We start from the raw sequence: 24,701 nt of genomic DNA on the forward strand, positions 1-24,701 counted from the left end.
CTATCATAGATTTCACTCCCTTCTTAATAATAGTATGTATAAAAAAATTATCTATATACTATCAATCTTAGGTAAACAACCCTTGATTTTTTATTATTTTTCATATACGTTTATATTAAAATTATTAAAGGTGGGCTTATATGGTTGCATTTATTGATTATAGAACTACAACAACTGAAAAAAATTCGCTATCAAAACTTAATATAAACTTTATAGAAGTACCAAAAAATCCAATATTATATGATGCTATTGATGGTCACGTAGATATACAATTAAATATAATTGATAAAAAAGAAAAAAAAATAATTATACAAAAAGATATTGATGATACTTTTATTGAAAAACTTAAACTATATGATATTACCTATATAAAAAGTTTTAGTTCTCTTGCAGAAAAATATCCTGGAAATATCATGTTAAACGCCGCAATATTAGACGATGATATTATCCATAATTTTAAATATACAGATAAGAATCTTATCTCTTCCTTGGATAATAAAAAGTTCATCAACGTTAAACAAGGCTATTCTAAATGCTCAATACTACCGGTTAGAAATAAAGCTATCATAACAAATGATAAAGGAATATATGATACTTTAAAAACTGAAGGTTATGATATTTTACTACTTCCTCCTGGAGATATATTATTACCGGGACTAAATTATGGTTTTATTGGTGGCGTTGGTGGAAAAATATCCGATAACTCTTTAGCCTTTTTTGGTAATTTAAACAAATATAAATATGGAAAAGAAATAAAACATTTTTTAAACAAATATGATATTACTCCAGTTTATTTACATGAAGGCAAGTTAATTGATAGAGGCAGCTTACTATGTCTGTAAATTTACTCTTTTATATAATACGTATAAGTATCTTAAAAGTTGAATATATTTTGTTATTAAAAAACACCACTAAACTATAACAATTTAGTGGTGTAAAACATTAACTATTTAATAATTTTTGTATATCTTCTTTTGTAAATACATAGCTAGCATTACAGAAATGACATTTTAACTCTTCATCTTTTCCTTCTTCAGCAATTTCTCTAAGCTCTTTCTCTCCTATAGATATTAATGCCTTTTCAACTTTTTCTCTTGAACAGTTACACTTAAATTCAGGTTCAACTTCTTCTAATATTTTAAGATCCATACCATCAAAAATATATTCTATTATTTCTTTGATTGTTTTACCTTCATCAAGAAGAGTCGTTATTGACGGAATCTCTTCTAATCTATATGTTATTACATCTGCTAATAAATCATCAGCACCTGGCATCATTTGTACTATAAAACCACCAGCACATTTTATTGAATAATCAGTATTAACTAAAACTCCTAACGCTACAGCAGAAGGTGTTTGTTCTGAAACTGTAAAATAATAAGCTAAATCCTCAGCTATTTCTCCTGAAAATATTGGTACTTGCCCTACATATGGATCCTTTAATCCTAAATCCTTAATCACAATTAAATTTCCATTTTTTCCTATATATCCACCAACATCTAATTTATTCTTTGAGTTTAATGGTAAATCTCCATAAGGATTTCCTATATATCCTTTAACTATACCACCTTTATACGCAGTTACAACTACTCCTTCTGCATCTCCTCCACCATTTATCTTAAGAGTAGTTACATCTTTTTCTGATTTTAATGTACTTCCTAGTAAAGCACCTGCAGTTAACAATCTTCCTAAAGCTGCTGCTGCAACTGGTGTACATTCATGTATCTCACGTGCTTTTTCAACTAAATTTGTAGTTGACCCTGCAATAATTCTAACCATTCCTTCTTTAGCTGTCGCTGTTATAATTGTATCTTTCATTTAACTTCCCTCCAAATTATCTACTCTTCTTTACAACATACACTAATCTTTCACTATCCGCTTTAACTTTACAATCAGTATATCCATCAAATTTATTTATTATCTCTAAATTTGCAAGTTTTAAATATTTTTCAATATCTTCTTCTTTGTAAGCTCTTTCTAAATGTTCTTCCTCAAATCTTTCATATAAATCTCCATTTTTAACAAAGAAGGTCAAGAACATTGAAAGCAAACTATCTTCGAAAGTATTTTCCCATGTATAGAAAACTTCTTCTTCACTATATGTATATATATTGTTTCCTAATATTTGTGATAGTTTATAATATGAATTTATATCAAATATAAATATTCCATCATCGTTTAGGTGCTCATTTATAGACTGAAAATAAGATACTATTCCTTCTTCATCAATTATGTAATTTGTAGAATCCAGAACTGATGTTATTAAATCAAATTTTTTATTTAATCTTAACTCAGTCATATCTTGACATATTACTTTACCTTTTATCTTATTAACTTTAAACTTCTCAAAAGCTTCACGTAGCATATCTTCTGATAAATCTACAGCAAAAACATCTTTAAATTTTGTAGCTAAGCGTATAGTAACATTTCCAGTTCCGCAAGCTACATCTAAATAGTTATTAAAATTAATATTTTCTTCTTTACAAATATCAATTATTCTACTAACCATTTCATCATAATTTATATCTTCATTTATAAGTTCATCGTAGATTTTGGCGAATTCACCATATGCCATAAAATCCCCCCTCACTTGTAGTGATTTATTTAGGTAAAATTTGTAGAAATATAACTAACCCAAAGCTATATTTTTCTACAAACTATAATATATGTAAAAGTACTTTTAGTCAACGATAACCGAAACTTCTATTTATCATATTTTTTATTCTTATGCTAAATAACATTTAATTTACTTTCTACCTAAGATCTCATCATTAGTAGGTATTTTTAATTCTTTCTTTCTTTTAGTCATAATACCTCCAATACGCCCTGTTTCTTCAGCTGTTAAACCTGCCCATCCATACTCATCAACTTTCTCCTTTAATCCTAATTCATCTGCTATTTCATATTTTATTTTTTCTCTTAAAAGCTCTTCAGGTGTTAATTCTTTATTACTTTTTAATTTTGATTTAATAATTTTTTTTAATGGTGTTTTACTCATATTAGTTCCCCTTTAATAAATTTGTTATATGTATTTTCTCCAACAACATTATATTTATCCCCCTATATTTTTATAACTTATTTAGTTGTCCCTCATATATTGTTACTATGGTGAATAATTAACTTAATTAGATTAAAAATTCCTAAATAAAGATTATTTAATTTAAATTTATTTTACTTATTTGTAGGAGGATAACTTATGTACAATATTGCAATAGTCGGAGCTACCGGCAACGTTGGAAGAAAATTTCTAAGTATTTTAGAAGAAAGAAATTTTCCAATTAATCAGCTTTACCTTTTCGCTTCAAAAAAGTCTAATGGAACCCATCTTAAATTTAGAGGTAATAGCTATTTAGTTCAAGAAACTAGTGAAAATAATATAAAAGATAAAAAAATTGATTATGCTCTTTTTTCTGCAGGTGGTGATGCAAGTTTATACTTTGCTCCACTTTTCACTAAATATGGTGCTATCGTCATCGATAACTCTAATGCTTGGCGAATGAATGATGATGTTCCTCTAGTAGTTCCAGAAGTAAATCCCGAAGATTTAAAAAACCATAAAGGTATAATTGCTAATCCAAATTGTTCAACAATACAAGCTATGATTCCACTAAAGGCATTAAAAGATAATTATGGACTAAAGAGAATTATATATTCAACTTATCAAGCTGTATCTGGCGCAGGAATTGGAGGAATTAACGATTTAAAAAATGGTGCTTCTGGAATAACCCCTACTAAATTTCCTTATCAAATTTTTAATAATTGTATCCCTCAAATTGACGTATTTTTAGATAATGGATATACAAAAGAAGAAATAAAAATGATAAATGAAACAAAAAAAATTCTTCATGATAATGACTTAAAAATTACAGCTACGACAGTTAGAGTTCCAGTATTAAACTGTCATAGCGAGAGCATAAATGTAGAGCTTTTAAATAGTTATAATTTAGATGATATAATAACTATTTTCAACAACACTAGTGGGTTAACTGTTTATGATGAAAAAGAATCATTAAAATATCCTATGCCTATTATTGTAGATGGAGAAGATAATGTTTTTGTTGGAAGAATCAGAAGAGATTTTAGCATTGAAAATGGTCTTAATCTTTGGGTTGTAGGCGATAACTTGAGAAAAGGTGCTGCTTTAAATGCGGTGCAAATCCTTGAAACATTAATAAAATAATTTATAGGAGGTCATATTATGTCAATTTTTAAAGGTTCTGGAGTTGCAATAGTTACTCCTTTTAATGATTCTGGAGTTAATTATAATAAACTTGAAGAATTGCTTGAATGGCATATCTCTGAAGGAACTGATGCTATAATAATCTGTGGTACAACTGGTGAAGCTACAACTATGACAGAAGAAGAAAGGAAAAATACAATTAAATTCACAGTAGATGTAGTAAAAAATAGAATACCAGTTATTGCTGGTACAGGTACTAACGATACTACTAAATCCATTAACATGAGCAAATATGCAGAAAGTGTTGGTGTTGATGGCCTACTTATCATTACACCATACTATAATAAAACTAATAATAAAGGTCTTATAAAGCATTTTGAAGCAATTAACAATTCTGTAAACACTCCAATTATTGCATATAATGTTCCTAGTAGAACAGGGTTGAATATTACTCCTGACCAACTTCTAATGTTATCTACTTTAAATAATGTAATTGCTATAAAAGAAGCTAGCGGTAATATTAGTCAAATTGCTAAAATGAAAGCACTTTGTGGTGATTCAATTGATATTTATTCTGGAAATGACGATCAAATAATTCCTATAATGTCATTAGGTGGCCTTGGTGTTATATCAGTGGCTGCTAATATAGTTCCTAAAGTAATTCATAATATTGCATCAGAATTTTTAAATGGAAATTATGATGAAGCTTTAAAACTACAACTAGGCTATTTAGAGCTTTGTAATATGCTGTTTATAGAAACCAATCCTATTCCTGTTAAAACAGCTCTTAACTTATTATCAAAAAATGTTGGAAATTTAAGACTTCCACTTTATGAAATGGATGATACAAATAAAATTAAATTATTTAAAACCTTAGAAAATTATAATTTAATTTAAGGGGTGTTTTTATGATTCAAATTCTTTTAAATGGATGTTGTGGAAAAATGGGAAAAGTTATAACAGATGTTATAAGTCAATTTCCAGACTTAAATATTATAGCCGGTGTTGATAAATATCCTTGTGATACTCAATTTCCTGTTTTTACTTCCTTATCAAATATAAATACCACCTATGATGTATTATTAGATTTTTCTAGACCAACAGCTCTAGAAAGCTTAATATTATTAAGCGAAAAAACAAAAAAGCCATTAATATTATGTACTACTGGATATAGCTCTAGTGACTTAGATTTGATAAAAGAAAAAGCTGATATTATTCCTATTTTTAAATCAGCTAATATGTCTTACGGTATTAATCTAATAAATATACTTTTAAAGAAAATTACTCCCCTCTTATACTATAATTATGATATTGAAATAATAGAAAAGCATCACAACCAAAAAGTAGACTCTCCTAGTGGAACAGCTTTATTACTAGCTAATACAATATCTAACTCTATAGACACTAAAACTAATTTTGTTTATGGACGCTACGGTAAAAATAAACGTAAAAAAGAAGAAATAGCTCTACATGCAATAAGAGGTGGTTCAATAGTGGGTGATCACGAAATAATCTTTGCTGGAACCGGCGAAGTAATTGAATTAACCCATAAAGCTATTTCAAGGGAAGTATTTGCTATTGGAGCTTTAAAAGCTTGTGAGTATATGAGTAAAATTACATCTCCTGGATTATATGATATGGAAAGTATGCTTAATTTTTAATTAAAGGCCTAAACTAATGTTTATCATCTTTATTAATAATATTTATAGCATATAGACATACTATAATTGTAAAACAATTTATAGGAGGTTTAATATGCCAAAAGATAGTCAACCCGATAATAAATACGCTAGAATGGAAAAATGTAATTATCAAACTCCAATAACCGAAGAAGGTCATAATCATAACCCTAATAGAAAGCATAAATCAGTAAAGAGAGAAGGTGTATCTAGCGAGCACTATAATCCTGCAGGAAATTAAAAAGAAGAGTTTTAAAACTCTTCTTTTTAATTTAAAATTCTATTCCTTTACGAGCTGGAACACCCTTATTAAAGTAATGTTTTATATCTTTCATTTCTGTTATCAAATCACTTTTATCTGCTATAGATTTAGGTACATTTCTACCTGTTAAAACAATTTCCATATTCTCTGGCTTGTTTTCAATTAATTTTACCACATCATCCTCTTTAATATATCCTCCGTTAACAGATGCCATAACTTCATCTAAAATTAACATATCACACAGATCTTCTTTTACTACCTTCTTTGCAAAATCGAATCCCTCTGTTATTTCTTTCTTTAACTCTTCTTTTTGCTCATCAGTAAGATTCCAAGTAAAATCTTTTTCTTTTTCAAATCTATAAACTTTAAAATTTTCTCCTAAATTATTTAAAACATTTAGTTCTCCAGTAATACCACTTTTTAAAAACTGTATCATAATAACTTTTAATCCGTTACCATATGCTCTTATTCCTAAGCCTATAGATGCTGTAGTTTTACCTTTCCCATTTCCTGTGTATACCTGAACTAATCCTTTTTCTAGCTTCATAATAATCACTCCTCTTAAAAATTTTATTACAAACTTATACTTTAGTAAATAATTTTCATTTAATCATATTCTTATTATTTCTTTATTATAATTATAATAATTACGATTAATTTATTTAATCTAAATCTTGAAAGGAAGGATATTATGAGTTATAACTTTAATGATCATGATGAGATTGTCAAATATATAAAAAACATAAAAAAATCTACACCAATAAAAGCTTATATAAATGGTTCTCTAAATGATATTAACGATAAAAATATAGAGTGGTATGGCTCTAATAACTTTTATATATTATTCGGTGAATTTGAATACATATCAAAGTTTATAATTGATAACAAAGAGAATATTAACTATTATCGTCTAGAAGCTGATAGAAAAAATTCTGCTATTCCACTATTAGATATCATTTCAATAAATGCCAGAATTGAACCTGGAGCTATAATTAGGGAGGGTGTTAAGATAGGTAAAAGCTCGATTATAATGATGGGAGCAATAATTAATATCGGAGCAGAAATAGGTGATTATACCATGGTTGATATGAATGCAGTTATTGGCGCTAGGGGGAAAATTGGTAAGAGAGTTCATATAGGAGCTGGTGCTATAATCGCCGGAGTATTAGAACCTCCAAGCCAAGAACCTTGCATTATAGATGATGATGTTCTTATAGGTGCAAATGCAGTTATACTAGAAGGTATCAAAATAGGTCAAGGTTCTGTTGTAGCCGCAGGTTCTGTTGTTACAAAAAATGTTCCATCTGGAGTTGTTGTTGCAGGGACACCCGCTAAAATAATAAAAAATGTAGATGCTAAAACTAAAAGCAAAACTAAATTTATAGATGATTTACGTTAATATTTTATAATATAAAAAAGGAGCTTATTAGCTCCTTTTTTATATAAATGAATTATACAGCACCTTCTTCAGATGGAGAAGTAGTAGTATTATTATTTTCTGTTTCTTCTGTAACTCTTTCCATCTTAGATATAGATACTTCATATGCAATCTTCTTGATTACTTCATTATCATTTACCTTTTTTTGATATTCTCTACTTTGAAGTCTACCCCATACCCTTATATTATCTCCAACTTCAAGTGTTTGACAAAATCTTGAGTTTCTTCCCCAAGCTATAGTTGGAATATAATCTGATTTATTATATGCTCTATTTACAGCCAATAAAACATCTGCGATTTCTCTTCCAAACGGAGTTTTTCTGTAAACAGGTTCTTTACATATATATCCATCTAAGAATATTTCATTTGGATTTTTACTTCTTTCTATACATGGCTCTATGTTTCTAGCAAACACAGTTAATATCAGTTTATTAGAACCATCAACAAACTTATTATAAGATCTTAATTGTCCTAAAACTATTATTTCATTTCCTACAGATATATTCATATTACTTATAAGCCTTTCGGATATTGTAATATTTAATAAGTCTACAGAATCACTTAACCTTGGCACCTCCATGTAAAAAGTATAGAATCCCTCTCCATACATTTCATGACTGAATTCTAATTCACTTACAATTTTTCCTTCAAGATAAATCTTGTTATTTAACATCAAATTATCCATCGTTACCCCTCTCTCCCTTAGTAATTAGTTTGATTTTTTATTGCTTTTACCCCACAAGGATTTATTTCCATTATAATACAATATTATCTTCAATTTCAATATATTTCTAATATTTATTTTTTATGTTGCTCTCCATTTTCATCTATATAGTACTCATCATAATCTGTAAGCTCTCCAACTGTAACAAATTCATATCCTTCTTCTTGGAGTTTAGGAATTATTCTATCTAAATTACTTGGAGTATACTTTGCATTATTATGAAATAGCATTATTGATCCAGCGCTTACATTTTTCATAACTCTTTCATATTCAATATCTTTACCTGATTGCTTCCAGTCAACCGAATCACAATTCCACTGTATACATTTATATCCATTTTCTAAAACAAATTGTAATGCTTTATCATTATAATCTCCACTTGGAAATCTAAATAGCGTAGGCTTGACCCCGATAGTTTCGTATATAATATTATCTGTCTTTGTTAATTCCTCTAACATTCTAGTCTCATCAATTTTTGAAAAACTTGGATGAACATAACTATGATTTCCTATTTCATGTCCCATCTCATTAATCTTTATTAGCTTTTCTTTATTCCCTTCTGGATAAATAATCCACTTGCCCATTACAAAAAATGTCGCTTTTACATTATATTTATTTAGTACATCTAATATGTCATACAGATATTCATTTTCAGCCCAATTAACATCAAAGGTTAATGCCACTTGCTTTTTATCTGTATTCACTTTAAAAATAGGCTTCTTATCAAGATTACCATTAACTAACATAGATTTTGCTCCTATAATAGATGTAACCATAGTTCCAATAATCAAAAATATAGCTATTATAATCTTTCTTTTTCTAAACATATCACTCCTCCTTTGTCCATAATAATTTATATTCTTTATTTATAATATTAATGCCTATATTATTCCACAATTCTAAATTTATGTTATAATAAAATAGACCCTTATATAATGGAGGTTTAGTATGTACGAAAATTCAGCAGAATTAGCAGAAAATAAATTATTAGTTTTATATGTTATAAAATCATTAAAGCATCCAATATCAAATACTCAGTTAACTGAAATAATTTTAGAAAATAATTTTATTAATTATTTTACTTTACAGCAATATATAACTGAGCTATTATCTTCTGAGTTTCTAAAATATATAGAAAAAAATGATAAAAAGCTTTTAACGATTACTACTAAAGGTGAAAAGGTGCTTTCGTTCTTCACGCAACGAATTTCACCAATAAAAAGAGATATAATTGATAATTATATCTCCTCAGTAATTGATAATATAAAAAAGGAATTAACTATTTATAGCGATTATACTATAGAAAATAGCGATTCTTTTATTGTTAATCTTAAAGCTCTCGAAGATGAGATGCTATTAATCGACTTGAAGGTGTCTGTTCCAACAAAATCTCAAGCTAAAGCATTATGCAGCAAATGGAAAGATAATCCTTCAGATATTTATACTAGAATTATGCAAAGTTTATTTTCTGATGAAGATTAAAACAAAGTCATGGCATTGGGTTCAGACTCGATTGCTATGACTTTATTTATTTTGTTATTTTCTATAACATATATCTTTCCTTTTAAGTAATCTGAAACAAATATTTTATTTTCATGAGTAATCATTCCTTTAGGCATTCCTCCAACATATATACTTTCTTGAAGAATCATGTTGCCCTTATTTATTACGCTTATTGTTCCATCAGTAAAATTTGATACATATATGTTTTCCTCCCCCTCTATAACATCCATAGGGGAACTACCTACAGTAATTCTCTTTATACTTTTTAATGTTTTAGCTGAAATCACATCTAAAAAACCACTTTTATCATGACCTAAGTAACTTTCACATACATACAAAAATTCTTTATCTTTAGATAACAATACCTTTGTAGGATACTCATTAGCATCTATCTTTTTTATAACATTATTATTATCCATATTAATAACTGTAATATCATTACTTTCAAAATTTGCTATGAATGCTATTCCTTTTTCAATATCAGCTTCTACGCTATAAGGCCAGCTTCCTGTAGCAATTTCATATAATGCTTTATCCTCTAGAATATCATATACTACTACTGAATTTGATTCCCCACAAATAGTATAAACTTTCTTTTTATATACTATTAAATCATTAGGCGATGGTCCTATTTTTGCATTTTTTATCTCTTTAAGATATTTTTTATCAAAAAATGATATTGAGTCACTGTAACTATTAGTAGTTATAAACCCATCATCATAGACCTCGATTCCATTAGGTCCTATAGGTTTCTCACCTAAATTAAATGTTATCTTTTCTAAATGCAAATCATTTAAAATAATTCTTGAAAGGGAATCTGCTCCTGTGTTACAAACTAATATAGAGTTCACCCTTATTTCACCTCCTTTAGGTTGAAACCTCTTGTACTTTTAATATATGCATCTTTATAAAACTTGGCACATTTTTTCAATATTACATAATTTTATTTTGATTCTTTCTTTTTATTGTATAAGGATTTATAATATTATTGTTATTACTTATTATGGGGAGGCATTTAAATGTATATTTACAAGACTTCTGGTGTTTGTTCAACAGAAATACATATTGATGTAAAAGATGATAAAATTGAAAATGTTAATTTCGTAAGAGGTTGTGCTGGAAATTTACTTGGTATTTCTTCACTAGTTAAAGGTATGAATGTTAACGATGCAATTGATAAATTACAAGGAATTCAATGTGGTTCTAAAGGAACTTCTTGCCCTGATCAATTAGCTAAAGCTTTATTATCAATGAAAAATGCTTAATATACAAAAAGAGTTGCTTTAAAACGACTCTTTTTTCTTTATTACTTAATACTTTTAAGCTCTTTTATAATATCATTTTTAATTTCTTCTAATGGAAAATTCTTTCCTGGACAAAGAGTATTTCCTAACTCTTTATGAGGAAGAATATCCTTTATATTATATTTTAAACATATATATATTGAAAGCTTCTTTAACGCTTCTATTTGTTCATCTGTTAAATACTCTTCTTCGAAGTTTCCCTCTAAGCAAACACCTATAGATTTCTTATTATATCCTTTCACATGAGATCCTTCAGCCTCATCCTCTCTTCCCTTGTAAATAGTTCCATCTTTCCTTATATAATAATGATATCCAATTCCCTTCCAACCTTTATTTTTATGTAATTTATCTATATCTTCTGGAGATATGTTCTTTATTGCTGTATGATGATAAACCAATATTGTAGGTTCATTATCAATATCTAATTCTTCTGCCCATTCATATCTTAAATACTGTATATCTAAATCCTTATACATACTCTCAATTTCTTCTGTTTTAATATTAACATTGTATATATCTTTATAGCTCCATCCAACAGCTTTTAAAATTTTAGGTTTAAATAAAAATATTATACAAGCAATCACTATTATATATGTTATATATTTTAATCCATTTTTCATAAAAACACCTCTTCATATTATATCTATTATAATTTTCACATGAAGAGAACCGTTATATTTTAACCAATAAAATAATCTTTTCTAGTACAATCACCTAAATTAATTACTTTTATTTTATAATTTGTAAATAAAAAAAGAAAAGATTAAAAATCTTTTCCTTTAAAATACTATTTTATTAATTCTAAAGCAATTTCCATCATATCTGTGAAAGTATTTTGTCTTTCTTCTGGTGAAGTTTCTTCTCCTTTAAAAATATGATCTGAAATTGTTAGTATAGATAGAGCTTCTACTCCATATTTTGCAGCAAGTGTATAAAGCTCTGCAGTTTCCATTTCAACTGCTAATACACCATATTCTGCCCAAGTCTTTAATGAAAAATGATTTGTATCATCATAAAATAAATCACTTGATAAAACATTTCCTACCTTTACATTTGCATTCTTTGCTTTTGCTATATTATAAGCTTCATATAATAATTGAAAATTAGCACTTGGTGCATAATCTAAACCATTAAATCTTCTTTTGTTAATTCCAGAATTTGTTGATGCACTTTGAGCAAGTACTATATCTCTTACATTCACATTATCGTTACAAGATCCAGCTGAACCTATTCTTATTAATCTCTTAGCACCATAAAATTGTATTAATTCATTTACATAAATAGAATGTGAAGGTAATCCCATTCCTGTACCTTGAACTGATACTCTTTTACCTTTATATGTTCCTGTATAACCATACATTCCTCTAACTTCATTATAACAAACTACATCTTCTAAAAAATTTTCAGCTATAAATTTCGCTCTTAAAGGATCTCCTGGTAGCAATACTGTTTCTGCTATAGAACCTTCTTTAGCCATAATATGTAAATGTTTTGACATATTTATTCCTCCTAACAACTCATGTATTATACATAGTATATTACATACTAATATAATAGTAAATACAGGCTTTTTATTTTTTATTAATATAATTTCTAGTAATTAATTTTCGCATATCACCAATCATATACAATGATCCACTTGCAATTATTAAATCATTTTCTTTTGCATCTTTTAAAGCATTATTAAATGCTTCTTCATAATCTTCATATGCTTTACAATTTTCATTATACTTTATAATTTCATCTCTTAAGTCTTGAGCTAATTCAGCTCTTATAGAGTGTGGAGTTACAGCATAAACCTTTTTAGCTAATGGTGTAATCTCTTTAACCATCATCTCTACATCTTTATCGGCTAAAATACCTAAAATCAAATATACATCTTTATAATTGAAGTATTTTTGTATATTATTTTTTAAAGTAGTTATTCCTTGAATATTATGTGCTCCATCAATAACTATTAAGGGATTATTACTTAATACTTCTAATCTTCCCTTCCACATTACTTCTCTTACACTATTCTCAATCGCTTTATTATTTAAATGTATAAATCCTTGTTTCTCTACAACTTCCATAACCTTTATAGCCAAAGCTAAGTTATATATTTGATGCTCTCCTAATAAAGGTAATTCTAATATATACTCTTTTTCGCCTTTTATCTTTACTTTTTGAAATGGTTTATCACCTTTAACAATATCTAATAATTCGGCATCATTAAAATTAACTATATATAACTTTGAATTTTCTTTTTCGCATTTCTTAATAACTACATCCATAACTTCTTCCTGTTGAGGAAATACTATAGTAGGAATATTTCTTTTTATTATTCCACATTTTTCTCCAGCAATTTCTCTTAGATTATTTCCTAATAAATTAGTATGATCAAAGCTAATAGATGTAATTACTGATACTATAGGGATAATTACATTAGTTGAATCTAATCTTCCGCCTAATCCAACTTCAACTACTCCAAAATCTATCTTCTCTCTTTCAAAATAAAGAAGCATTAAAACAGTAATCATTTCAAATTCAGTTGGGTGCCCATATCCTTCCTCTTCAACCTTATCTATATAGGGCTTAATATAAGTCACCAGTTCCGCTAAAACATCTTTAGGAATATTTTCTCCATTTATTTGAATTCTCTCTTCAAACTCTTCCAGAAAAGGTGAAGTATACATACCAACTTTATATCCTAATCCATTTAGCATTTTTGTTATCATTGCTGTGGTAGACCCTTTACCATTAGTGCCTGCAACATGTATTAATTTCAAATTATCTTGTGGATTTCCTAAAAGTTCTAATAATCTAAAAGTTCTCTCTAGTCCATAATTCGACCCAAAATTTCCAACTTCAGTTATGTATTTCATTGCTTCATTATAATTCATCTTTTTACCTCTTTGCTTTAAAATCTAATGTATATTTACTCCCATTATTTAGACATAATTATAAATAAAAACTTTTAAAATATCAAATTTTACACAATAAAAAGATACCATTAAAATATTAATGGTATCTATGATTAATATCTATATTTTATAATGAAGATAGGTTATTTCCTTCATTTCCATCTGGCTTAGTTCTTAGGTACTCCTCACCTTTTCTTGAATGAGCAATTATAACTCCTTCAATCTCGCCATTTTTTGCTCTATTAACACCATCTGCTTTTTCAAGCTTTTCTCCACTATCTAATATATAATGAGTTATTTCTCCACTACTATCTTTTATAGTGTCTGTAATTCTTTGTGCCATAAAACATCACCTCTTAGTAATATTTTAAGCTAGTACAGATATTTTATACGTATTTTTCTTTAAAAGTTCTATTACTTATATATATAGCTACAATGAAAGTAATTAATTCTGTTATCGGTACACTAAGCCATATTCCACTTACTCCTAAAAAACATGGTAATACAAATATTAATATTCCTACAACTATTAACCCACGTAATGATGAAATAATTATTGCTACTTTTGGCATCTCTATAGCTTGAAAGTATCCAGCTAATACCATGTTCGCTCCCATTATTATAAATGCTGTAAAGTACATTCTAATGGCAACAACTGCAATTTGTTTTATCTCTTCAGTTGGAGTTACAAATACTTTAATCAATTCTTCTGGGAATAAAAACCCTAAAATAGTAGCCGTTAATCCAAATATAATAGCAACATAGAATGCTATCTTTCTAAACTCCATAGATCTTTTATATTTTTTAGCTCCTATATTTACACTCACTATAGGCTGTATTGTCTGACAAATTCCATTACTTATAGAAATAAAAATTATAGCTGTGTTAGATATTATGCTATATGCTGTTACGCCAGTCTCTCCTATAAATTTCAATAGTTGAAAATTAAATAAGTATATTATTACTCCTGTAGACATTTCTATAAAGAAACTTGGAATTCCATTGCTAATTATTCTAGATAAATATTTATATCTAAAGCATCTATAATTTAGTCTCAAAGTATTTTTTTTAGATAAAAAATGTGTTAACAATATCCCCATACTTATAGTATATGAAAGAACTGTTGCAAGTCCTGCACCATACATTCCCATATTCAGAGGAAATACAAATATATAATCTAATATAATATTTATTAATCCACCAGTAATTGTAGCTATCATAGCAAGCTTTGGATTCTTATCTATTCTCACAAATCCTTGAAGTGTAGACCCTATTGTAAAAGGAACAAAACCTAAAGCAACTATTTTCATATATTCTTCTATCAAACTAATAGTTATATCAGTAGCTCCTAGCATTAGGGCTATATCATCCATAAAAAATTTACCCACAACTAGAAAAAGTGCTGCTGAAGCTATAGATATATATACTGATAAACTAAATATATCTATGGCCTTATCATTATGCCCCCTTCCTCTTTCTATTCCTAAAACAGTAGAACCACCTACTCCTATTAAATATCCAACTCCAAAGACTAAAGAGTATATTGGTAACACTATATTCAAAGCTGCAAGTCCGTCACCACCTACTCCTTGTCCAATAAAAATCGTATCAAATAGAATATATATAGATGTAACTAATGCAGCTCCTACCGTTGGAAAGAAATATTTTAAAAATAATTTTTTTACATCATCCTTTACTAAATCCATGATTCCCCCTAATTTTCTATATAAAAGACTGCCCCTTACGAGACAGTCTCAATACTACTATTTAAATGCTTCAATTCTTACTAAAACTGCATCAAGCATTTCTTGATACTTAGCCATCTTAGCTTTTTCACCTTCAACTACTGCTTCAGGAGCTTTTGCAACAAATCCTTGATTAGAAAGTTTCTTTTCTATTCTAGTTATTTCACCTTCTAATTTAGTCTTTTCTTTGCCTAATCTTTCAAGTTCCTTATCCTTATCTACTAAGTCAAGAAGTGGCATAAATAACTCTCCACCTTTAACTACTAAAGATACTGCATTTTCTGGAACAAGAGCTTTATCAGCTATAAATTCTACTTCTGAAGCTGAACCTAATTTTTCAATATATGGTATACCTGCTGTGAATGCGTCCTTAGCTTCATTAGAAATATAGCAAATAACCTTAGCCTTTCTTGATGGTGGTACATTCATTTCAGCTCTTAAGTTTCTTAATCCCTTAATAGATTCTATGATATAATCCATATCTTTTACTGCTTTTGCATCTACTAAACTTTCATTACATTCAGGCCAATTAGATATTGCTATAGATTCACCATTAGTTAAAGTAGTATATATCTCTTCAGTTATATATGGCATTGCTGGGTGTAATAATTGTAAACCTGTAGTTAATACAGTATACAATACGTTGTAAGCTACTCCCTTTGCTTTTTCATTATCACTAAAGAATACTGGTTTTACAAGTTCTATATACCAATCACAGAATTCAGTCCACATGAAATCATAAACCTTTTGGTTTGCTATACCAAGTTCATATTTTTCTAAGTTTTCTGTAACTTCTTTAACTACAGTATTCATTCTTGAAAGAATCCACTTATCAGCTAAGCTGTATTCTGTACAATCAGCATATTTATTCATTAATTCAGTATCAAGGTTCATCATAACAAATCTTGATGCATTCCAAATTTTATTAGCAAAGTTTCTTGCTGATTCAACTTTTTCTGGAATATATCTTATATCATTTCCTGGTGAACTTCCTGTTACTAACATAAATCTTAAAGCATCTGCTCCAAATTCCTCAATTACTTCTAGTGGGTCAACACCATTTCCTAAAGATTTACTCATTTTTATACCATTCGCATCTCTTATAATACCGTGCATTAACACTGTATCAAATGGAGTCTTATCCATGTTGTATAATCCTGAGAATATCATTCTAGCAACCCAGAAGAATATTATATCATAGCCAGTAACTAATACATTTCCTGGATAGAAGTAATCTAAATCTGGTGTCTTTTCAGGCCAACCTAATGTTGAGAAAGGCCATAATGCAGATGAGAACCAAGTATCTAATACATCTTCATCTTGTCTTAAGTTTTCTGATGAACATTTTGAACATTTAGTTGGTGCATCAACTTCTACCATCATATGTCCGCAATCGTTACAGTAGAATACAGGTATTCTGTGTCCCCACCATAATTGTCTTGAAATACACCAGTCTTGAATATTTTCCATCCAGTTGAAGTATATTTTTTCAAATCTTTCTGGAACAATTTTAGTTTTTCCTTCTTTAACAACTTCTATAGCTGGTTTTGCTAAAGATTCCATCTTTACATACCATTGTTGAGATATTATCGGTTCAACAACAGTTCCACATCTATCATGTGTACCAACATTATGAGTGTGAGGTTTTATCTTAACTAAAAGTCCTTGCTCATCTAAGTCTTTAATCATTTGTTTTCTAGCTTCATATCTATCTAAACCTTGATATTTTCCACCTAATTCATTAATTACTCCGTGGTCATCCATAACTCTAATTTGTGGTAAGTTATGTCTTTGCCCAACTTGGAAGTCGTTTGGATCATGGGCTGGAGTTATCTTAACTGCACCAGTTCCAAACTCAATATCAACATAATCATCTCCGATTATTGGAATTTCTCTATCTGTTAGAGGTAATTTTAAAGTCTTACCAATAAGATGTTTAAATCTTTCATCATTTGGATTAACAGCAACTGCAGTATCTCCAAGTAATGTTTCTGGTCTTGTCGTAGCTATTTCTAAGTATCCAGAACCATCAGATAAAGGATAATTTATATGCCAGAAGCTACCTTCTTTTTCTTCATAAACTATTTCTGCATCAGATAAAGCAGTTGTACATTTTGGACACCAGTTTGTTATTCTGTTTCCTTGATATATTAATCCATCATTATATAACTTAACGAAAACTGTTCTAACAGCTTTATTTAGATTCTCATCCATAGTAAATGCTTCTCTAGTAAAGTCACAAGAAACACCTAATTTCTTAAGCTGTCCTCTAATAGTTCCCTTATACTCTTCAGCCCATTTCCAAACTTCTTCTAAGAAAGCTTCTCTTCCCATTTCCTTTTTAACTTTACCTTCTTTTAAAAGTTCATTTTCAACCTTTACTTCTGTAGCTATAGAAGCATGGTCTGTTCCTGGAAGCCATAATGTGCAGTATCCTTGCATTCTCTTAAATCTTATAAGCATATCTTGCATAGTATTGTCTAATGCATGCCCTAAGTGAAGCTTACCAGTTATATTTGGTGGTGGCATCATTATTGTGAATGGCTTTTTAGTTTTATCAACGACAGGAGTGAAATATTTCTTTTCTTCCCATGTTTTATAGATTCTTTCTTCAAATTCTTTTGGATTATACGTTGTAGATAAATTCTTTTTCTCTTCCATAAATAAAACCTCCTGAATAAGTTTCTTATATATTTAAAGTTCTTATATAAAGACTACTTTATAAAGACTACTTTACAAAAATTAACTTTACATAAAAATAAAAAAGAGCCTTAGTCCAAAAAAGGACGAAGACTCGCGGTACCACCTTTATTCCTGAGTGACACTCTAAATTTTAATTTAGATAATGGAACTTACATCTACTAAATATGAATAGATATTTCCTTTTTAAATCTCAGGCTCTTAATTTAATAACGACTAGATTAGCCGTCTTAACTTACTATAATTTCAGCTAAGAAACTCAAAAGCTACCTTCAGAATATTTCATATAGAAGGCTTACAGCCAAGGCCCTCCTCTCTTAATACTTCCTATTCTTACTCCTCTTTTTCACAGTTTTTATATATTAATTTTACTTTATACTATGATATTTTTTTTATTTTGTCAATATATTATCTACAATTTCTTTATTACTAACTCTATCACATTCTAAATTTTTCTTTGCAACTGATAACATTAATTTTATCCTATTAACTTGATTGACGTTAGATGCTCCTGGATCATAATCTATTGCTACAATATTAGAATTCGGATATCGTTCTCTTAGTATCTTTATCATCCCTTTTCCTGTCACATGGTTAGGTAAGCATGCAAAAGGTTGTACACAAGCTATATTATTAACTCCGCTTTTTATAAGCTCTATCATTTCCCCAGTTAAAAACCAACCTTCACCAGTCTGATTTCCTATAGATAAAATTGGCTGTGCCAATTTAGCTAATTCAGCTATATGCTTTGGTGAATCAAACCTTTTACTTTTTGCAAGTTCTTCTATCATAACTTTTCTGTAACTCTCTAAATAGCTTATAACTATATTCCCTATATTCTTACTTATTTTACTCTTTCCTAGATACTCAGCTTTATATCCTGAATCATATGCGCAATACATAAAGAAATCTAACAAATCGGGAACAACAGCTTCTGCTCCTTCATTTTCTAGAATATTAACTATATCATTATTAGCCGTTGGATGATATTTTACTAATATTTCACCTACTACACCTACTCTTGGCTTTTTAATATCATTTAATTCTAAATTATCAAAATCTTTTATTATTTCTTTTATATTTTTATTAAAGATACCTCTATTACCATTTTCAAGATTTTCTTTTACTTTTTCATTCCAGAATTCATACAATCTCTCAGCATCACCTTTATTTTTCTCATAAGGTCTTGTTCTGTATAAAACTCTCATAAATAAATCTCCATAAACTAAAGCCATTATAGCTCTACTTATAAATTTAAGTGTTATTTTAAAACCAGGTTGTTCACCCATACCTAACGCATTAAGTGAAATTACAGGAACATTTTCAAATCCTGCATCTTTAAGAGCCATCTTTAAAAACCCAATATAATTTGTAGCTCTACAGCCTCCCCCTGTTTGAGTTATTAATACTGAAGTATTATTTACATCATACTTTCCTGACTTTAAAGCATTTATGATTTGACCAACTACTATTATTGATGGATAACAAGCATCATTATTTACATACTTCAACCCTTCATCAATAGATTTAACATCCATCGCTGGTAATACTTCTACATTATATCCACATTCTTTCACTGCTTTTTCTAATAAATCAAAATGTATAGGCGACATTTGAGGTGATAATATAGTATGTTTCTTTCTCATTTCCTTTACAAATATAGGTGGTTTATATTCTATTTTCTCTTCTATCGGTTTATAATTTAATCTTTCCCTTTCCTTTATAGCAGCATATAGAGATCTAATTCTTATCCTAGCTGCACCTAAATTATTTCCTTCATCTATTTTTAAAGCTGTATATATTTTTCCTTTTGAAATAATCAAATCTGATACCTGATCTGTTGTTACTGCATCTAAGCCACATCCAAATGAATTTAATTGTATTATTTCTAAATATGGATTCTTAGATATAAATGATGCTGCTCTATAAAGTCTCGAATGATACATCCATTGATCTACAACTCTTAAAGGATCATCTAGTTTGCCCAAGTGAGATATACTATCTTCTGTTAATACTGCCATACCATAAGATGTAATTATTTCTGGTATACCGTGATTTATTTCAGGATCAATATGATATGGTCTTCCACATAAAACTATCCCTTTTTTGTTATTTACCTTTAAATATTCTAAAACCTCTTCTCCTTTTTTCTCTATATCTCTTTTACATTCTAATCTCTCAACTGCAGCTTTTTTTATTGCCTCCTTAGTCTCATCTAAAGATATGTTATAATCTTTAAATTCTTCAACAATTCTTTTAGCTAAAACTTTATAATTGTCCAAAGATAAAAATGGTTCTATAATCTTAACATTTCTCTCTTTTAATTCATCAATATTTGTTCGTATAACCTCTGGATAAGATGTTACTATAGGACAATTATAATGATTAGTCGCATCTTTAAATTCCTTTTTTTCATAAGGAATACAAGGATAGAAAATCGTCTTTATTCCTCTATTGATAAGGTTCATTATATGTCCATGACTTATCTTAGCAGGATAACAAGCTGACTCTGATGGTATAGTTTCTATACCTAACTCATATATCTTTTTGCTAGAAGCATCTGAAAGTATTACTCTAAACCCTAAATTTGTTAACATAGTAAACCAAAATGGATAATTTTCATAAATATTTAGCACTCTCGGAATACCAATAACACCCCTTTTAGCTTCCTTTATTGGTAATGGTTTATAACTAAATATTCTCTTGTATTTATACTTATATAGATTGGGAATTTCTTCATTTTTATTTTTAATTATACCAAGTGCTTTTTCACACCTATTACCTGAAATAAATTCTTCTCCATTTGAAAATTTATTTATTGTTAGTAAACAATTATTCCCGCATCTACCACATCTTGAAAAATCAGTTTCTATCTGAAATTTCTTAATTTCTTCACTAGATAGAATACTTGATTTTCTTCCTTCTATATATCTCTCCTTTGCAATTATCGCACATCCAAAAGCTCCCATTATGCCTGCTATGTCTGGTCTAATAACCTCTTTACCTGAAATAATCTCAAAACTTCTAAGCACTGCATCATTATAAAAAGTTCCACCTTGAACTATTATTTTATCTCCCATATCATTTTCATTTCTCATTTTTATAACTTTAAATAGAGCATTTTTTATTACAGAGTAGGACAATCCTGCTGATATATCTGAAACTTCAGCCCCTTCTTTTTGAGCTTGTTTTACTCTTGAGTTCATAAACACTGTACATCTTGATCCCAAATCAACTGGTGCTTTCGAAAATAATCCTTCTTTTGCAAATTCTTTAACATCCATGCCAAGAGACTTAGCAAAACCTTCAATAAATGAACCACAGCCTGAAGAGCAAGCTTCGTTTAAAAGAATACTATCTATAGTCCCATTTTTTATCCCCATAGATTTCATATCTTGTCCACCTATATCTAGAATAAAATTTACTTCCGGTAAGAAATAACTAGCAGCTTTATAGTGAGCCATAGTTTCAATTTCACCTATATCTATATGTAAAGCTGCTTTTATTAGATCCTCTCCATAACCAGTAACCGTAGAATTAACAATCTCAACGTCTTTTGGAATTATTTTATACATATCATTTAAAATTTTAATTACTTTTTTTAATGGATCTCCGTCATTACCTTCATAAAAAGAATATATTAGCTCATTCTTATCATTTATTAATGCAACTTTGGTAGTAGTTGATCCAGCATCAATACCTAAATAAGCTTTCCCTTTATAACTTAATAAGTCGCCTCTTTTTACAATAGCTTTATTATGCCTTTCTTTAAACACTCTATATTCTTCTTCATCTCTAAATAAAGGTGTCAATCTTTTAACATCACTTTCTTTAATTGCTAAAATCCCTTTGAAACTCTCAACTAAATCTTTCAAAGAAACTTGTTTATTTTCATCACTTAATAATGCGGCTCCTATAGCTACAAACAATTCTGCATTTTCAGGAGTAATAGTTTGTTCTTTAGTTAGTCTTAACGTTTCTACAAATCTATTTCTAAGTTCAGATAGAAAGTTTAGTGGCCCTCCCAAAAATGCCACATTTCCTCTTATAGGCTTTCCACAAGCTAATCCACTAATTGTTTGATTCACAACAGCCTGAAAAATTGATGCAGCAATATCTTCTTTATGTGCGCCTTGATTTATAAGTGGTTGAATATCTGTTTTAGCAAATACACCACATCTAGATGCAATTGGATAAATTACTTTAAAAGATTTTGCATATTCATTTAATCCTTGAGCATCTGTATTCAATAAAACAGCCATCTGATCTATAAATGCACCAGTACCACCAGCACAACTTCCATTCATTCTTTGTTCTAAGCCACCATTAAAATACGTTATCTTTGCATCTTCTCCACCAAGCTCTATAACTACATCTGTTTCAGGAATCATGACTTCAACTGTCTTAGAGCAGGCAATAACCTCTTGTATAAAATCTAAATTAAGCCATTTAGAAACTGATAACCCTCCTGATCCAGTAACAACAATTGAACAATCAATATTTCCTAAAGCTTCGTATGCATTTTTAACTAAATCCACTATACTTATTCTTATATCTGAAAAATGTCTTTGATATTTACTATAAATAATTTCATTTTTATTATCTAAAACAACCAACTTTACTGTTGTAGATCCTACATCAATTCCTATTCTATACATAATTCTACCTCTCTTCCTATCAATTATTTATATATCTGAAATATACGTTACATATATTAATAATATTATTATTATAAAAAAAGATGACATACTTAATTGTATGTCATCACTAAATTTAATCATTCATCCATTCATAAGTTTTATAACTCTTTTTATTATGTGCATGAGCACCTATTTTTTCTCCATTTTCAATCCCTACTTCTGAATTACCTGTAGGATCAATTTTTCTAAGTTCATTTTTTGATTTAGATCTATCTTTCATTCTATTTTTATTATTATCCATAAACATACCTCATAAAATAATTTTTTATTTATTAATAATTAAACTTGCTTTTAATCGCATTAAATACAGGTCTAAAATCTTCTTCATTTTCATCAAATAATTTAGTTAATTCTTCTTTAGCTTTAATATACTTTTCATCATTAATATCATTATTAACTATTTTAGATGAATCTTTGTGGAATTTCATAAATATTATCGGATGTTTTTTTGCAAAAGCTTCCATCTCATCTATATGACGTTCGGGCTTAGTTGCACTTTTTAACCATTTAAAAACATAATCATATTTATCCATATTCACACTTCCTTTTATTTATATTTTAAAGTCAGTCGGATCATATGGTTTAGCTTTTGGTTCACCAAAACATGCTTTTACGCTCTCCACTTGTGGATTATGACTTATATTTTTCTTTTGTTTTTTAGTTTTTTTCATTTGATTTCCCATGTAAATATCACCTCATCTATATCTTGTACATCTTCTCTTTTCTTATCCTATTAGAAAATTTCCATTTGTTTTATAATATTCATAAAGATGATGCTTCTCTCATTACTTCCATGTTATAAAATTCTATAATCATCTTATTTTTTAACTCTACTGTATTGCTAAATATCATCTTATCTGACTATAATAAACTTATTAATTATATGGAGGTAATAATGAATAATTTATATCCGATATCTAAAGAAAATTTTAAAAAACTTATAAACATTCGATTTAATAATATAAGTGATGGTTTAGATAATTTCAGCAATGGAATATTAGAATGCAATGATAAATTACTTTCTTTTACAGAGAAAGAAAATAGATTTTTAAAATTTTTTAAAGATACTTTATTATTAAACTCTGGTCATATTATTATAGACTTCTACCTTAAAAATCTTAATGGTGAAGAAATATTACATTTACTAGAAGCCCTTGATCATAATAATAAAATAATTTTACTACAAGAACTAAAAAATCTTAAAGATGATTCTGTTTACTTTACTCTAGACAATAATAATTTAATGGACTTTATAACAATTTTAAATACTCGTGCATTATTTTTCTGCACAATATATTTAAATACTTTTCCTTTTACAATTTGGGGAAATTACGATTTAAAATTTCCTGTTTTCTTTTCCGATATTAACACTTTAAATATTTATAAAAATTTAGCTGAAAAAAATGGCCTTTCAATAAATTCAATAAACATAAAAAGGGGCTGTCTCTGAAATGATTTTTAAAATCATTTCAGTAGACGGTCTTTTTATTTTTTATTCATATATTTATATGAAATTATTTCTAAATGAACAAGTTTTTTGACACGACAAATAGGAGGTTATAA

General features: G+C 28.4%; 25 protein-coding genes, 1 pseudogene and 1 other annotated feature. Of the genes and pseudogenes, 9 read left to right on the plus strand and 17 right to left on the minus strand.

The genetic code is table 11. The annotated features are described in order from the left end of the window. Window positions 1–140: 140 nt before the first annotated feature. The gene (locus ARA56_RS09170; protein ID WP_055265958.1) at window positions 141–842 is read left to right on the plus strand and encodes a DUF6873 family GME fold protein; all 702 of its coding nucleotides are present in this window, start codon (window positions 141–143) and stop codon (window positions 840–842) included. A 100-nt stretch (window positions 843–942) separates the two neighbouring features. Here the strand turns inward: ARA56_RS09170 and hslO are convergent, their stop codons facing one another. The 3 genes and pseudogenes from hslO to ARA56_RS09185 all read right to left on the minus strand — a co-directional run bounded on the left by hslO (window position 943) and on the right by ARA56_RS09185 (window position 2,998). Further along, window positions 943–1,818: an Hsp33 family molecular chaperone HslO gene (gene hslO, locus ARA56_RS09175; RefSeq protein ID WP_055265959.1), complete on the minus strand. Its 876-nt coding sequence runs from the start codon at window positions 1,816–1,818 to the stop codon at window positions 943–945. A gap of 16 nt (window positions 1,819–1,834) precedes the next feature. After that, window positions 1,835–2,608 (minus strand): annotated as a pseudogene (locus tag ARA56_RS09180) (class I SAM-dependent DNA methyltransferase); the annotation flags it as partial. Between the two features lie 138 nt (window positions 2,609–2,746). Further along, window positions 2,747–2,998 carry an alpha/beta-type small acid-soluble spore protein gene (locus ARA56_RS09185; RefSeq protein WP_055265962.1) on the minus strand — a complete coding sequence of 84 codons (252 nt, stop codon included), beginning with the start codon at window positions 2,996–2,998 and terminating at the stop codon, window positions 2,747–2,749. A gap of 198 nt (window positions 2,999–3,196) precedes the next feature. Here ARA56_RS09185 and ARA56_RS09190 point away from each other — a divergent pair, with 198 nt between their 5' ends. The 4 genes from ARA56_RS09190 to ARA56_RS16800 all read left to right on the plus strand — a co-directional run bounded on the left by ARA56_RS09190 (window position 3,197) and on the right by ARA56_RS16800 (window position 6,100). Next, window positions 3,197–4,180 (plus strand): aspartate-semialdehyde dehydrogenase, encoded by a 984-nt coding sequence (locus tag ARA56_RS09190; protein ID WP_055265964.1) that lies wholly within the window; start codon window positions 3,197–3,199, stop codon window positions 4,178–4,180. Between the two features lie 18 nt (window positions 4,181–4,198). Further along, window positions 4,199–5,077 (plus strand): 4-hydroxy-tetrahydrodipicolinate synthase, encoded by an 879-nt coding sequence (dapA, locus tag ARA56_RS09195; protein ID WP_055265968.1) that lies wholly within the window; start codon window positions 4,199–4,201, stop codon window positions 5,075–5,077. 11 nt (window positions 5,078–5,088) lie between these two features. Beyond that, a complete protein-coding gene (dapB, locus tag ARA56_RS09200; protein ID WP_055265969.1) occupies window positions 5,089–5,841 on the plus strand; it encodes a 4-hydroxy-tetrahydrodipicolinate reductase in 753 nt (250 codons plus the stop codon). Window positions 5,842–5,935: 94 nt separating this feature from the next. Beyond that, window positions 5,936–6,100 (plus strand): hypothetical protein, encoded by a 165-nt coding sequence (locus ARA56_RS16800; RefSeq protein WP_172675756.1) that lies wholly within the window; start codon window positions 5,936–5,938, stop codon window positions 6,098–6,100. A gap of 31 nt (window positions 6,101–6,131) precedes the next feature. Here ARA56_RS16800 and ARA56_RS09205 read toward each other — a convergent pair whose 3' ends face one another. Continuing rightward, window positions 6,132–6,671 (minus strand): cob(I)yrinic acid a,c-diamide adenosyltransferase, encoded by a 540-nt coding sequence (locus tag ARA56_RS09205; protein ID WP_055266002.1) that lies wholly within the window; start codon window positions 6,669–6,671, stop codon window positions 6,132–6,134. A gap of 141 nt (window positions 6,672–6,812) precedes the next feature. On the opposite strand from ARA56_RS09205, the gene dapD reads away from it, so the two are divergent. After that, window positions 6,813–7,520: a 2,3,4,5-tetrahydropyridine-2,6-dicarboxylate N-acetyltransferase gene (gene dapD, locus ARA56_RS09210; RefSeq protein WP_055265971.1), complete on the plus strand. Its 708-nt coding sequence runs from the start codon at window positions 6,813–6,815 to the stop codon at window positions 7,518–7,520. Window positions 7,521–7,572: 52 nt separating this feature from the next. Here dapD and ARA56_RS09215 read toward each other — a convergent pair whose 3' ends face one another. Both ARA56_RS09215 and ARA56_RS09220 read right to left on the minus strand, forming a co-directional pair. Beyond that, window positions 7,573–8,244: a single-stranded DNA-binding protein gene (locus tag ARA56_RS09215; protein WP_055265973.1), complete on the minus strand. Its 672-nt coding sequence runs from the start codon at window positions 8,242–8,244 to the stop codon at window positions 7,573–7,575. Window positions 8,245–8,357: 113 nt separating this feature from the next. Continuing rightward, window positions 8,358–9,110: a polysaccharide deacetylase family protein gene (locus tag ARA56_RS09220; protein WP_055265974.1), complete on the minus strand. Its 753-nt coding sequence runs from the start codon at window positions 9,108–9,110 to the stop codon at window positions 8,358–8,360. A gap of 121 nt (window positions 9,111–9,231) precedes the next feature. Between ARA56_RS09220 and ARA56_RS09225 the strand changes: the two genes are divergently transcribed. Beyond that, complete coding sequence (locus ARA56_RS09225) at window positions 9,232–9,765, plus strand: DUF4364 family protein (RefSeq protein ID WP_055265975.1); 534 nt, start codon at window positions 9,232–9,234, stop codon at window positions 9,763–9,765. On the opposite strand, the gene ARA56_RS09230 is transcribed toward ARA56_RS09225, so the two are convergent. Beyond that, window positions 9,762–10,637 (minus strand): YncE family protein, encoded by an 876-nt coding sequence (locus tag ARA56_RS09230; protein WP_055265976.1) that lies wholly within the window; start codon window positions 10,635–10,637, stop codon window positions 9,762–9,764. The two genes, ARA56_RS09225 and ARA56_RS09230, sit on opposite strands and share 4 nt — an antisense overlap. A 168-nt stretch (window positions 10,638–10,805) precedes the next feature. On the opposite strand from ARA56_RS09230, the gene ARA56_RS09235 reads away from it, so the two are divergent. Then, window positions 10,806–11,051 carry a TIGR03905 family TSCPD domain-containing protein gene (locus tag ARA56_RS09235; protein ID WP_055265978.1) on the plus strand — a complete coding sequence of 82 codons (246 nt, stop codon included), beginning with the start codon at window positions 10,806–10,808 and terminating at the stop codon, window positions 11,049–11,051. A 41-nt stretch (window positions 11,052–11,092) separates the two neighbouring features. Here ARA56_RS09235 and ARA56_RS09240 read toward each other — a convergent pair whose 3' ends face one another. The 10 genes from ARA56_RS09240 to ARA56_RS17025 all read right to left on the minus strand — a co-directional run bounded on the left by ARA56_RS09240 (window position 11,093) and on the right by ARA56_RS17025 (window position 23,821). Beyond that, the gene (locus ARA56_RS09240) at window positions 11,093–11,710 is read right to left on the minus strand and encodes a peptidoglycan recognition protein family protein (RefSeq protein ID WP_070205677.1); all 618 of its coding nucleotides are present in this window, start codon (window positions 11,708–11,710) and stop codon (window positions 11,093–11,095) included. Between the two features lie 167 nt (window positions 11,711–11,877). Next, window positions 11,878–12,588 (minus strand): purine-nucleoside phosphorylase, encoded by a 711-nt coding sequence (deoD, locus tag ARA56_RS09245; RefSeq protein WP_055265979.1) that lies wholly within the window; start codon window positions 12,586–12,588, stop codon window positions 11,878–11,880. A 73-nt stretch (window positions 12,589–12,661) separates the two neighbouring features. Beyond that, window positions 12,662–13,972 carry a bifunctional folylpolyglutamate synthase/dihydrofolate synthase gene (locus ARA56_RS09250; protein WP_055265980.1) on the minus strand — a complete coding sequence of 437 codons (1,311 nt, stop codon included), beginning with the start codon at window positions 13,970–13,972 and terminating at the stop codon, window positions 12,662–12,664. Between the two features lie 148 nt (window positions 13,973–14,120). Beyond that, on the minus strand, window positions 14,121–14,336 hold the full coding sequence (locus ARA56_RS09255; RefSeq protein WP_055265983.1) for a DUF3892 domain-containing protein: 216 nt from the start codon (window positions 14,334–14,336) through the stop codon (window positions 14,121–14,123). A gap of 43 nt (window positions 14,337–14,379) precedes the next feature. Then, window positions 14,380–15,699 carry an MATE family efflux transporter gene (locus ARA56_RS09260; RefSeq protein ID WP_055265985.1) on the minus strand — a complete coding sequence of 440 codons (1,320 nt, stop codon included), beginning with the start codon at window positions 15,697–15,699 and terminating at the stop codon, window positions 14,380–14,382. 57 nt (window positions 15,700–15,756) lie between these two features. Next, window positions 15,757–18,399, minus strand: a complete 2,643-nt coding sequence (locus ARA56_RS09265; protein ID WP_055265988.1) for a valine--tRNA ligase — start codon at window positions 18,397–18,399, stop codon at window positions 15,757–15,759. 118 nt (window positions 18,400–18,517) lie between these two features. Next, window positions 18,518–18,797, minus strand: a binding site (T-box leader). A gap of 33 nt (window positions 18,798–18,830) precedes the next feature. Continuing rightward, a complete protein-coding gene (locus tag ARA56_RS09270; RefSeq protein ID WP_055265990.1) occupies window positions 18,831–23,096 on the minus strand; it encodes a 2-hydroxyacyl-CoA dehydratase in 4,266 nt (1,421 codons plus the stop codon). A gap of 115 nt (window positions 23,097–23,211) precedes the next feature. Then, on the minus strand, window positions 23,212–23,379 hold the full coding sequence (locus ARA56_RS16805) for a hypothetical protein (RefSeq protein ID WP_172675757.1): 168 nt from the start codon (window positions 23,377–23,379) through the stop codon (window positions 23,212–23,214). 31 nt (window positions 23,380–23,410) lie between these two features. Continuing rightward, window positions 23,411–23,671 (minus strand): hypothetical protein, encoded by a 261-nt coding sequence (locus ARA56_RS09275; RefSeq protein WP_055265992.1) that lies wholly within the window; start codon window positions 23,669–23,671, stop codon window positions 23,411–23,413. An 18-nt stretch (window positions 23,672–23,689) separates the two neighbouring features. Further along, entirely contained in the window at window positions 23,690–23,821 is a 132-nt protein-coding gene (locus ARA56_RS17025; protein WP_269144303.1) for a CPC_1213 family protein, read from the minus strand. Between the two features lie 212 nt (window positions 23,822–24,033). On the opposite strand from ARA56_RS17025, the gene ARA56_RS09280 reads away from it, so the two are divergent. Next, window positions 24,034–24,588 (plus strand): hypothetical protein, encoded by a 555-nt coding sequence (locus ARA56_RS09280; protein WP_055265994.1) that lies wholly within the window; start codon window positions 24,034–24,036, stop codon window positions 24,586–24,588. Window positions 24,589–24,701: the final 113 nt, after the last annotated feature.

The organism is Clostridium disporicum (genome assembly GCF_001405015.1).
Classification (GTDB): Bacteria; Bacillota; Clostridia; order Clostridiales; family Clostridiaceae; genus Clostridium; species Clostridium disporicum_B.